The 10,878-nt window shown below is 61.3% G+C and carries 16 protein-coding genes and 1 pseudogene; 10 read left to right on the top strand and 7 right to left on the bottom strand.

Features of this window, described 5'->3' with window-relative positions; all coding sequences use genetic code 11:
• From MF6396_RS27155 to merT, 4 genes are all read right to left on the bottom strand, one after another.
• A partial coding sequence (locus tag MF6396_RS27155; RefSeq protein WP_078481963.1) for a mercury(II) reductase occupies positions 1–1,170 on the bottom strand: 1,170 nt, incomplete at its 3' end.
• Positions 1,167–1,412, bottom strand: a complete 246-nt coding sequence (merF, locus tag MF6396_RS27150; protein WP_000654684.1) for a mercury resistance system transport protein MerF — start codon at positions 1,410–1,412, stop codon at positions 1,167–1,169. The genes merF and MF6396_RS27155, both read right to left, overlap by 4 nt.
• Before the next feature lie 2 nt (positions 1,413–1,414).
• On the bottom strand, positions 1,415–1,690 hold the full coding sequence (gene merP, locus MF6396_RS27145) for a mercury resistance system periplasmic binding protein MerP (RefSeq protein ID WP_000735441.1): 276 nt from the start codon (positions 1,688–1,690) through the stop codon (positions 1,415–1,417).
• Between the two features lie 15 nt (positions 1,691–1,705).
• Entirely contained in the window at positions 1,706–2,056 is a 351-nt protein-coding gene (gene merT, locus MF6396_RS27140) for a mercuric ion transporter MerT (protein WP_001294667.1), read from the bottom strand.
• Positions 2,057–2,127: 71 nt separating this feature from the next.
• Between merT and merR the strand changes: the two genes are divergently transcribed.
• From merR to MF6396_RS27095, 9 genes and pseudogenes are all read left to right on the top strand, one after another.
• On the top strand, positions 2,128–2,562 hold the full coding sequence (merR, locus tag MF6396_RS27135; RefSeq protein ID WP_000429838.1) for an Hg(II)-responsive transcriptional regulator: 435 nt from the start codon (positions 2,128–2,130) through the stop codon (positions 2,560–2,562).
• Between the two features lie 244 nt (positions 2,563–2,806).
• Positions 2,807–3,073 (top strand): nucleotidyltransferase family protein, encoded by a 267-nt coding sequence (locus MF6396_RS27130; RefSeq protein ID WP_016487057.1) that lies wholly within the window; start codon positions 2,807–2,809, stop codon positions 3,071–3,073.
• The gene (locus MF6396_RS27125) at positions 3,070–3,456 is read left to right on the top strand and encodes a HepT-like ribonuclease domain-containing protein (protein WP_003100872.1); all 387 of its coding nucleotides are present in this window, start codon (positions 3,070–3,072) and stop codon (positions 3,454–3,456) included. The genes MF6396_RS27130 and MF6396_RS27125 overlap by 4 nt, the downstream gene beginning before the upstream one ends.
• A 236-nt stretch (positions 3,457–3,692) precedes the next feature.
• Positions 3,693–4,049: a cupin domain-containing protein gene (locus MF6396_RS27120; RefSeq protein ID WP_003465043.1), complete on the top strand. Its 357-nt coding sequence runs from the start codon at positions 3,693–3,695 to the stop codon at positions 4,047–4,049.
• Positions 4,050–4,303: 254 nt separating this feature from the next.
• Positions 4,304–4,630, top strand: a complete 327-nt coding sequence (locus MF6396_RS27115; protein ID WP_003100858.1) for a hypothetical protein — start codon at positions 4,304–4,306, stop codon at positions 4,628–4,630.
• Entirely contained in the window at positions 4,627–5,127 is a 501-nt protein-coding gene (locus MF6396_RS27110; RefSeq protein ID WP_003100856.1) for a hypothetical protein, read from the top strand. Before MF6396_RS27115 ends, MF6396_RS27110 begins: the two co-directional genes overlap by 4 nt.
• Positions 5,124–5,495, top strand: coding sequence for a hypothetical protein (locus MF6396_RS27105; protein ID WP_003100853.1), 372 nt, complete (start codon positions 5,124–5,126; stop codon positions 5,493–5,495). Before MF6396_RS27110 ends, MF6396_RS27105 begins: the two co-directional genes overlap by 4 nt.
• Positions 5,489–6,046 (top strand): recombinase family protein, encoded by a 558-nt coding sequence (locus MF6396_RS27100; RefSeq protein ID WP_078481962.1) that lies wholly within the window; start codon positions 5,489–5,491, stop codon positions 6,044–6,046. Before MF6396_RS27105 ends, MF6396_RS27100 begins: the two co-directional genes overlap by 7 nt.
• Positions 6,013–6,510, top strand: a pseudogene (locus MF6396_RS27095) (ABC transporter ATP-binding protein); the annotation flags it as partial. The gene MF6396_RS27100 and the pseudogene MF6396_RS27095, both read left to right, overlap by 34 nt.
• Positions 6,511–6,514: 4 nt before the next feature.
• Here MF6396_RS27095 and MF6396_RS27090 read toward each other — a convergent pair.
• Genes MF6396_RS27090 through MF6396_RS27080 form a run of 3 tightly spaced genes read right to left on the bottom strand, consistent with a single transcriptional unit; the run spans position 6,515 to position 9,986 of the window.
• Positions 6,515–7,837, bottom strand: coding sequence for an aspartate aminotransferase family protein (locus tag MF6396_RS27090; protein WP_016487050.1), 1,323 nt, complete (start codon positions 7,835–7,837; stop codon positions 6,515–6,517).
• Positions 7,834–8,901: a phosphotransferase gene (locus MF6396_RS27085; RefSeq protein WP_016487049.1), complete on the bottom strand. Its 1,068-nt coding sequence runs from the start codon at positions 8,899–8,901 to the stop codon at positions 7,834–7,836. Before MF6396_RS27085 ends, MF6396_RS27090 begins: the two co-directional genes overlap by 4 nt.
• Before the next feature lie 53 nt (positions 8,902–8,954).
• Positions 8,955–9,986, bottom strand: coding sequence for an ABC transporter substrate-binding protein (locus tag MF6396_RS27080; RefSeq protein ID WP_016487048.1), 1,032 nt, complete (start codon positions 9,984–9,986; stop codon positions 8,955–8,957).
• A 228-nt stretch (positions 9,987–10,214) separates the two neighbouring features.
• Here MF6396_RS27080 and MF6396_RS27075 point away from each other — a divergent pair.
• Positions 10,215–10,878 (top strand): SDR family NAD(P)-dependent oxidoreductase (locus MF6396_RS27075; protein WP_078481961.1); only part of this gene is annotated, 664 nt, incomplete at its 3' end.

Genomic DNA, 10,878 nt, shown 5'->3' with positions numbered 1-10,878 from the left:
GTCGCCGGCCGCGTAGATGTTCGGGTTGCTCGTGCGCATGCCTTGGTCGATAACGATGGCCCCTTGCGCATTGACAGTGACCCCCGCCGCGTCCAGCGCGAGGCTGCGCGTATTCGGTGCCCGACCGGTGGCAACCAGCAACTTGTCAGCGCGCAATTCACCGTGTCCGGTGGTCAGCACGAATTCGCCGTTCACATGGGCGACCTGGCTGGCTTGCGTGTGCTCCAGCACCTCGATGCCCTCGGCGCGGAAAGCGGCTGTCACGGCCTCGCCGATGGCCGGGTCTTCCCGGAAGAACAAGGTGCTGCGTGCCAGGATCGTGACCTGGCTGCCGAGCCGGGCAAAGGCTTGCGCCAGTTCCAACGCCACCACCGACGAACCGATCACGGCCAGGCGTGCGGGAATGGTGTCGCTGACAAGCGCTTCGGTGGAAGTCCAGTAGGGTGACTCTTTCAGGCCCGGAATCGGCGGCACGGCCGGACTGGCACCGGTGGCGACCAGGCAGCGGTCGAACGTTACCTCGCGCTCGCCACCCTCGTTCAAACGGACGACCAGGCTCTGGTCGTCCTTGAAACGCGCTTCACCGTGCAAAACGGTGATGGCTGGATTGCCGTCCAGGATGCCTTCGTATTTGGCGTGCCGCAGTTCATCGACACGGGCCTGCTGCTGGGCCAGCAGTTTGCTGCGGTCAATCGCAGGCACAGTTGCCGCAATACCGCCGTCGAACGGACTTTCCCGGCGCAGATGGGCAATATGGGCAGCGCGGATCATGATCTTGGACGGCACACAGCCGATATTGACGCAGGTGCCGCCGATGGTGCCGCGTTCGATCAGCGTGACCGTCGCGCCTTGCTCGACGGCCTTCAGCGCCGCCGCCATCGCGGCCCCGCCGCTGCCAATGATGGCGATATGCAAACCGGCGCCCTCAAGTGCATCACGGATTTTTGGTTCATCTTTGAAATCACCAACCCGGATCGAGCCTTGATAACCCAATGCGGCGATGGCGGCCAGCAGTTGGTTGTGGCTCACGGCGGTGTCTGCCATGACTTGCGCGCGGCTTTCTGGATAGGACACCACAGCGGCATTCACGCCGGGAATCTTTTCCAAAGCATCTTTGACATGGGTGGCGCAGGATGTGCAGGTCATGCCATTCACGGTGATTTCGGTCATTTTTTTACTCCATTGAATTTCGGGGTGCAGCAGGCATCGGCTTGGCGTTTTCGTTGGATGGCGTAGATGGTCAAGCCGATGAAAATCGCCAGCGCAGGCAGCAGCACATAGTCCAGATAGCCGGTCAGCGCGGACAAGCCGACCACACCGAGCAAAATGACCAGAACAGGGGTGAAGCAACACAGCGCCACGAGGGTTGTGCCAATGATGCTGACCCGCAGCAGTGTCTTCGGGTCTTTCATGATCAGTTCTTGACTGATGATGGGTAGCCCGCATCCTCGGTAGCCTTGGTCAGTTTCTGCACGCTGGTCTTGGCATCATCGAAGGTGACCACCGCTTCGCGCGTCTCGAAGGTCACGTCAACTTTACTGACGCCATCGACCTTGGAAATCGCCTTCTTGACAGTGATCGGACAGGCCGAGCAGGTCATGCCCGGTACGGACAGCGTAACGGTCTGGGTGGCGGCCCACACGGGGGCAACAACGGCAGCGAGGGCAAGGGCGGAAAGCAGCTTTTTCATGGTGAACTCCTGTGATCAATAGAAAAATGGCACGACGTAGGGAAATCCGAGCGCGACCAAAACCAGCACGGCCACGCCCCAGAAAATGAGCTTGTAAGTAGCTCGCACTTGGGGAATCGCGCAAACCTCACCCGGTTTGCAGGCGGCTGACGGCCGGTAGATGCGCCGCCAGGCGAAGAACAACGCCACCAGCGCCACGCCGATAAAGATGGGGCGATAGGGTTCCAACACCGTCAAGTTGCCGATCCAAGCGCCGCTGAACCCCAAGGCGATCAGAACCAGCGGCCCGAGGCAGCAAGCCGAGGCGAGGATGGCGGCCAGCCCGCCAGTGAAGAGCGCGCCGCGCCCGTTTTGAGGTTCAGACATACGTTTGTCCTTTCGAATCTGAATTGGATAGCTTAAGCTTACTTCCGTAGTTATGTACGGAGTCAAGCGATATGGAAAACAATTTGGAGAACCTGACCATTGGCGTTTTCGCCAGGACGGCCGGGGTCAATGTGGAGACCATCCGGTTCTATCAGCGCAAGGGCTTGCTCCCGGAACCGGACAAGCCTTACGGCAGCATTCGCCGCTATGGCGAGACGGATGTAACGCGGGTGCGCTTCGTGAAATCAGCCCAGCGGTTGGGCTTCAGCCTGGATGAGATCGCCGAGCTGCTGCGGCTGGAGGATGGCACCCATTGCGAGGAAGCCAGCAGCCTGGCCGAGCACAAGCTCAAGGACGTGCGCGAGAGGATGGCTGACCTGGCGCGCATGGAGGCCGTGCTGTCTGATTTGGTGTGCGCCTGCCATGCGCGGAAGGGGAACGTTTCCTGCCCGCTGATTGCGTCACTGCAAGGGAAGAAAGAACCGCGCAGTGCGGACGCGGTGTAGCCCGAGGGAACTACGCCTTAGCGTGCTTTATTTTCCGTTTTCTGAGGCGACTCCAACGTCAGAAAAGACCGTGCGGTCGACTTTTGATATTTCGTGCTGTCGCCTTCTGAAAGTGACACGCGGCACGGGAATCAAGGCATTGCGATTCTCGAAAATAGTTCTTGAAATTCTATTCTTGATTGCATATCATCTCAACGAGTTTCGATAAGAAAGGATGCCCATGCGACCGTCTGTTGTGCTTGACATGAAGCGAAGCGCAGTGCGTGAAGCGGTAGGCCGCTTTCGCGCCGCGAACCCGCGCGTCTTCGGCTCGGTGCTGCATGGCACCGACCGGGATGGCAGCGACCTCGACCTGTTGGTCGATGCGCTGCCCGGTGCCACGTTGTTGGACTTGGGCGATTTGGAAGAAGAACTGAAATCGCTGCTCGGCGTTGACGTCGATCTGCTGACTCCCGGCGACCTGCCGCCGAAGTTCCGGGCCAAGGTGCTCGCGGAGGCGCAACCGATATGAGCGAGAACCGCCTGCCCGATTACCTCGACCACATTCAGCAGGCCGCAACCGATGCGCGCAGCTTCGTGGAAGGGATGGCCAAGGACGACTTCTTGGCCGACAAGCGCACCCAGCAGGCCGTCATCATGAGCCTGATCGTCATCGGCGAGGCGGCCACAAAGGTGATGGATGGCTACGTCGAGTTCACCCAGGCGCATGCCGACGTGCCGTGGCGCAGCATGCGCAATATGCGTAATCGCATGGCTCACGGCTATTTCGACATCAACCTCGATGTGGTGTGGGAGACGGTACAGGAATGGCTGCCGGCGTTGCTCCAGCAATTGCCCGCCGTGCGTCAGGATGCCGACGATGAAGACCGTAACGACAAAGGCATGGAGCCATGACCAATCAAGCCGCCGATGTTCGGCCCCTCTGGCGTGTTCGATCCCGCGACCTATGAGCCGCGCTCGGGCAAGACCTTCTGGATGGCCGCAACGGACGTGAGTTCGCTGGTGGGCAAGGAGGCAGCAGCCGACACGCTCATCGGCAACTGCACGACCGCACGACCAGCCTCCCGTTCAAATTCGAGTTAGAACTCATATCCAGCCTGTCTGGGGGCACTGTGAAAGAGGGATCTCCGATGACTGTTGAATCGAGAATATTTTCTGTAGCCGAGTATGTTCAGCCGTCCGAAGGCGAGCCTATTCGTTCCGTTGTGCTTGAAACCCGAGACTCAATTATCGTGGTTTGGCATGTCCATCCCGGGCAGGAAATTGCGGCTCACATTCATCCTCACGGCCAAGACACGTGGACTGTTTTGTCGGGAATGGCTGATTACTTTCAGGGCAATGGGATTGTTCGTGCCCTCAGGGAAGGTGAGATAGCCGTGGCAAGACCGGGCCAAGTGCACGGGGCGCGAAATACAGGTACCGAGCCATTTGTGTTCGTCTCGGTTGTGGCATCAGCCAATGCCGGTTTCGTATTGGCTGAGCGATAGAGCCCAATCTCTGGAGTTGGTCCAATGAGCGGTCGGGGAGATAGGTAACAGACATGCAGCGGACACGGCTGCTAAACCAGGTCGCAAACCTCCTTGCGTCGCAGCGTGCCGCAAGCGACGCGATCAATCGAATGGGGTCGGCATGAGACTGAACACCATCCAGTTCCCGACCGCGTAGCCGCCTGTCCTGCCGATCAGGTCTTGACCATCGACGCCTGGGATCAGTCCTGAATGTTCTTGGAGACCACTACGTTATGAGCCGCAGCCGCCGCAAAACACCCATCGTCGGGCACACGACCTGCGGCAGCGAGCGCGAGGACAAGAAGCTCTGGCATCAGCGCTGGCGCACCCGTGAGCGCACGGCGCTGACCAGCGCGTCGCCCGAAGCCCTGAGCGCCCATCTGCCCCTGCTGGAAAACCAGGCCAGCAGCGTCTGGTCGATGGGCAAGGATGGCCGCTCCTACTGGCCCGTCAAGCGCCAGGCCGCCACGGCGGATCGCATCGCCAATCACAAGGGACGCAACCCGCAAGAACGCGCCTCCCTGAAAAAGCGCCTGCTGCGCAAGTGGATGAGCAAATGAAGCTCTCCTTCCATCAGCACATTGCGCTGTTCTGGATGATCGGTGCTCCGGGCGTCTTCGCGCCCGTGATCGAGAACGCCAAGCGGCCCGATGCCGGCGCCGTCATGGCGTGGGGTGTCGCGATCGTGGCGGTGATGATCCTCTTCACCCCTTTGCTGCTGCGCTGTCCACCATTCCGGCGCTGGTATGGCCGGACGGATGCGCTGTCGGAGCGGCAGCGCCAGGCGCTTGCCGAGCGCGGCCTGCGCCGCTACTACCAGACCGCTTTCGATGACGGCTACGTGCCCCGCGTGATGCCCTACGTGTGGCGCATCATCTGGACGGTCGGCGGGTTGATGGCTGTGACCGCCGTACTGCCTACCAACACCGGACGGCCAGCCTTCGATGCCTTGGTGGTCTTCTCGACCTGGTATCCGATAGGCGTGATGCTGCTGGTTTTCGCGTCGAGGCCCCTTGGCCGGTTGATTCGCCAAAGAGCACAGGAGCGGCGGAAATGAGCACGTCAACCATCGAGGCGCTGGCCAGCGCCTGGGCAAGGATTGCCGAGGAAGCGGAATTCCCCGCTGACTACGAGGGGACTGCCACACCACAAGCGCATCGGGCTAGCGAAGCTATTCAGGAGCAGATTCGGGAGCGCATCGTCGCCACCAACGACATGCGGCTGTTCAGCCTGCTGCACCTGCTGGGTCAGGCGTCGCTGCGCATGGAGCAAGCGCTGTGGCCGGAGGATTACGAGCGGATGACGCGCGAGGTTGAGGAAGCCCTGCGGCAAGCCACCGACGCCAACGCCAGATCGTACACCCACGAAGAAGTGATGCAGGCGATGCAGGAACGCATCGACCGGGCGCGAGACAAGCCATGTTGATTGGCTATGCGCGCGTCTCGACGCAGGATCAGAACCTGGAGCTGCAACGCGAAGCCTTGAGCAAGGCCGGATGTAAAAAGGTCTTCGAGGACAAGGTGAGTGGCACGCGGGCAGACCGGCCTGGCTTGGCCAAGACGCTCGAAATGCTGCGCGAAGGCGATACTTTGGTCGTCTGGAAGCTCGACCGGCTGGGCCGGTCGGTCAAGCAACTGGTCGATCTGGTCGACGATCTGCACAAGCACGGTGTCCAGTTCAGGAGCCTCACCGACTCCATCGACACCGGCACACCATCCGGGCGGTTCTTCTTCCACGTCATGGCGAGCCTTGCCGAAATGGAGCGCGAGCTGACCGTCGAGCGCACCCGCGCCGGGCTGGAAGTCGCCAAGCAGCTCGGCCGCAAAGGCGGCCGCAAGCCGAAGATGACCGACAGCAAGATCGAGTCGGCCAAGAAGCTGCTGGCCAGCGGGGTGCCGCCCAAGGACGTGGCCAAGAACCTCGGCGTGTCCATTCCGACGCTGTACCGCTGGGTGCCAGCCTCCACGCACGCTTAGCGTGCTTTATTTTCCGTTTTCTGAGACGACCCCTGAAACTGGTCGATGAGATCCTCGACGCCCTGGGCATTACGCCGCTGTCATTCCGCAACCTGGGTGAACTCAGCGGCGGCCAGCAACAACTGGTCTCAATCGCCCAGACGCTGGTGCGCGAACCGCAGATCCTGCTGATGGACGAGCCCACCAGCGCCCTCGACATGCACCGCCAGGTCCAGGTGCTGAACTTCATGCGCGACCTGGCGCGAAAGCGCGAAGTCATCGTGTTCATCGCCATCCATGACCTGAACCAGGCCTTGCGCTTCGCCGATCAGGTGCTGGTCATCGCCGATGGCACCGCTCAGGGCAGCGGCCCGAGCCATGAAGTGATCAACGAGCAGATGCTGCGCGCGGTGTACAAGGTCGAGGCGCGCATCGAACGCTGCAGCCGTGGGCAGCACCATATCCTGATCGACGATATCGTCTGAACCGCTACGGCTGCAGCCCTTCCAGCGCCGTGCCGACCGCTTCCAGTAGCAAGTGCGCATGCTCCTGTTCGAAGGCCAGCAGCGGGCGAATCTTCAGCACGTTTTCCAGCGGCCCGGCAGCACTGATCAATACGCCCTGCTCGCGCATCGCGTTGACCACCTGACGGGTCTGCGTGGCGGCAGGCGCTTTTGTGGCGCGATCGGTCACCAGCTCGACCCCCAGGAACATCCCGGCACCGCGCACATCGCCGATGATCGGGTAACGCTCGGCCAGCTCCCGCAACCCCGTCAACAGACATTCACCCAGGGTGTGCGAGCGCTGCTGCAACTGTTCGTCACGGATGACGTCCAGCACGGCCTGCCCCGCTGCGCAGGACACCGGGTTGCCGCCAAAGGTGTTGAAGTAGCGCATGTTCTGGCCAAAGTGATCGACCACTTGCGCTCGACCGACCAGGCCGGCGATGGGGTGGCCGTTGCCCATCGGCTTGCCCAGGGTCAGGAGGTCGGGGCGCACGTCGTGCCGCTGGAAACCCCACATGTTCAGGCCAGTGCGGGCGAAGCCGGACTGGACTTCATCGGCGATGTACAACAGGCCTTCGGCCTGGGCCAATGCGATCCCTTCGGCGATGCAGCCGGTTGGGCCCGCAAAGACGCCATCGCTGGCGAAAATGCCGTCGAGCAGGATCGCCGCCGGACGAATGCCGTGTTTGCGCAGGTCATCGATGGCCGCACGGACGTCAGCCACGAAGGTCGAGGCCACTTGATCCGCACCCAGCCGATAAGCATCGGGGGCGCGAACGGTGCGCACGTGGGGTGGCAGAACCATGCTCGGGCCGAGCGACGGAGAAAGCTCGGCGATATCACCCGTGACGCCATGATACGCGAAGCGGGTGATGATCACGCCGGTGCCGCCGGTAAACTGTTTGGCGATGCGCAACGCCAGATCGTTGGCCTCGCTGCCGGTGCACGTAAACATGACCCGCTCGAGGTACTCGGGAAAGGTGCCCAGCAGTTGCTCGGCGTAATCGAGCATGCCCTCCTGCAAGTAGCGAGTGTGGGTGTTGAGTTGCCCGGCCTGCCGGCTGATCGCCTCGACCACCCGGGGATGACAATGCCCCACCGACGCCACGTTATTGTAGGCATCCAGATACCGCCGGCCTTGTTCGTCGTACAGCCACACGCCCTCGCCGCGCACCGTGTGCAAGGGGTGTTCGTAGAACAGTCGATAGGCCGGGCCGAGCAACCGTGCCCGGCGTTCGACAAGGCGTTTTTCCTTGTCTGACAGGCGATCGGCATCTTCAGAAGTGAAACCGTTGATCATGCTCATGCGCCAACCTCCTGGGTGCAAGCGGCAAGGATTCTGTCGTGGATCTCGGCGGGTGCCATTGCGGACAATCCCGCCAGGGCATCCTGGGCGCGGTATGAGTTGCGCAGGATGTACTCGCGATTGTCCGGGTGCAGGTCGGCCCGCCAATAATTGATGCACAACGACAACGCCAGGCGTGTGGAGATCAGCACCGGCAGCAGTTGCAATTCTTCGCCGGTGAGGGGATTGACCTGGTGATAGGCGCGGATCATGTCCAGCGCCGGGGCCAGGACGTCGCCCGCCACCCCCAATTGGTACGATGCCGCGACCGCGACCTCGTTGACCAACGGCGCGTGGACCATGTCGCCAAAATCCAGGATGTTGCGCAACACATCGGGCTGATCCGGATCGACGATGATGTTGTGCGGGTTCATGTCGTTATGGATCACCTGGTGGCGCAGCGTGGCGCACTTGCCCAGTACCTGGGATTCGAAGCGGTCCAGGCTGTGTTCGATCCGGTCGCGACGAACGCCCGGCTCGATGTGTTTCAGCCGGGGCCTGAGGCGCTGGGCGTGTTGCATGTCCCACAGCAGGACGTGCCCGGCAGCGGGATGGCTGAAGCCGTCCAGGGCCAGGTCGAACCGGGCGAGCGCTTGGCCCAGGTTCTGCCTGAAATTCACCGATGTGTGGGCGACGCGGTGCAGCGGCAAGCCGTCAACGAAGGACAGGAGACGGACCAACATGCGCTGGCCTTCGATTTCGACCGGCTCCACGAATCGCCCGCCGAGTGATGCAAAGACACGCTGCACCGGCAACGCCGGATCGTTACGCTCGATCTGGAGCATGGCCTGGTTATGGAAGTCCACGACCTGCGGGTTTTCCAATGGATGCGACAACTTGAACAGACGCGACGTACCGTCCGCGAGCATGACCCGGAAATTGAGGTCGCGCTCGCCGCCCAGTTGCTCGAGTTTTCCGCTGATCGCGTAGTGCTGCGCAAGGACCCCAAGGACCTGCCCGTCACTGACACGGGCAGGGGCCGCCTCCAGCAGACAGGGTTGCGCCGATACTTTCTCAAGCGGCATTGTTCATGACTCCTCGCTTCGGTGATGTGGCCTGCTCGCGCAGGCCCCTTGCATTACTTGTTGGCCCAAGCGATGAAACGCTCTTCCAGGTCTTCGCCGTGGTCGATCCAGAACTCGGCATCCGTGGCCCGGGCGTTCTTCAGGTTATCCGGTGAAGTCGGCAGTTTGCTGCCCACCGCCTCATCGACCAGTGCCACGGTTTTGGTGTTGCTTGGCCCATAAGGAATGGCCTCGACAAAGTGCTTCTGCTGAACCGGTGCACTGGCAAACGCGATGAAGTTTTCCGCCAGGGCCTTCTTCGGCGAGCCTTTGACGATGGCCCAGTGATCCAGGTCGTACAGGCTGCCATTCCACTGCATTTCAAACGATTGTCCCTCCGCCTGCGCCGAGGTGACACGCCCGTTATAGGCCGAAGTCATCACCACGTCGCCTGCCGCCAGCCATTGCAACGGCTGCGCGCCGGATTCCCACCACTGGATGTCGGGCTTGATCTGATCCAGTTTGCGGAAGGCCCGCTGCACGCCCTCCTCGGTGCCGAGCAAGGTGTAGACATCTTCCTTGGCCACGCCATCGGCCAACAGGGCGAACTCCAGGGTGAACTTGGCGCCACGGCGCAGGCCGCGCTTGCCGGGGTATTTCTTCACGTCCCAGAAATCCGCCCAGCCCTGTGGCGCGCTGGCGAGTTTTTTCGGGTCGTATGTCAGAACGGTAGACCAGATGAAGATACCCACCCCGCAATCGCTGACGGCGGCCGGGATGAAATCTTCTTTCTTGCCGATGCGCGACCAGTCCAATGGCTCGAACAGGCCTTCGCTACAACCGCGCAACAGCTCGGGGGATTCGACCTCGACCACGTCCCAGCTGGTTTTCCCGGTGTCGGCCATGACCCGGATCTTGGCCATTTCGCCGTTGTAGTCATCGGCCGTGATCGCCACTTTCTTTTCCGAGGTGAAGGGTTTGTAGAAGGCTTTTTCCTGGGCCTGGCGGTTGTTGCCGCCGAAGGACACCACGGTCAGTTTTTCAGCGGCGCTCAAAGGGCCGGCAAGCATTCCAAGCATCAGTACAGTTGCGATTTTGCTGTTCATGCGTCTCTCCGAATTCGCTACGTGCGTGAGCGGCAGCTAAGGGATGGCAGGTGGTTTTTTTGTTTTTGGCAGCAATATTTCGGTCAGCGCCGGGTGTCTTGCACCTGGTGGCCGGCGCACGGCGATGATTCCGAGGCGCAGCTCATTAGTAACATATTTAGAATATGATGCATCATAATTTTTACTGGTATAGTCTCACCACTCCACCCCTTCCTCAGGAGCGCCTGCATGACCGAGCAACGAACCCTCCTCCTCACCGGTGCGAGCCGTGGCATCGGCCATGCCACGGTGAAGCACTTCAACGCTGCGGGCTGGCGCGTGTTTACGGCCTCGCGACAGAACTGGACCGAAGGCTGCCCCTGGGCTGAAGGCGAGTTGAACCACATCCACCTGGACCTGGAAGACATCGACGAAGTGCGCCGCAGCCTGCCATTGATCCGGGAGAAACTCGGCGGACGCCTCGATGCCCTGGTGAACAACGCCGGCATTTCACCCAAAGGCGAAGCCGGCGCACGATTGGGCGTGCTGGAATCCGATTACGCCACCTGGCTCAGCGTGTTCAACGTCAACCTGTTTTCCACGGCGTTACTGGCCCAAGGGCTGTTCGATGAGCTCAAGGCGGCGCAAGGCTCGGTGATCAACGTCACCTCGATTGCAGGTTCCAGGGTGCACCCGTTTGCCGGGGTCGCCTACGCCTGCTCGAAAGCTGCACTGGCCGCACTGACGCGGGAAATGGCCCATGATTTCGGGCCACACGGTGTGCGGGTCAATGCGATTGCACCGGGTGAGATCGAGACGTCGATCCTGTCTGCCGGGACCGAACTGATCGTCGATCAGCAGATCCCCATGCACCGCTTGGGCAAGCCGGAAGAAGTCGCATCCCTGGTGCATT

The organism is Pseudomonas sp. MF6396 (assembly GCF_002018915.1).
In the GTDB taxonomy this organism is placed as follows: Bacteria; Pseudomonadota; Gammaproteobacteria; order Pseudomonadales; family Pseudomonadaceae; genus Aquipseudomonas; species Aquipseudomonas palmensis.
Note: the sequence above shows the minus strand (reverse complement) of the source record. Positions and strands in the feature narration are given on the sequence as shown.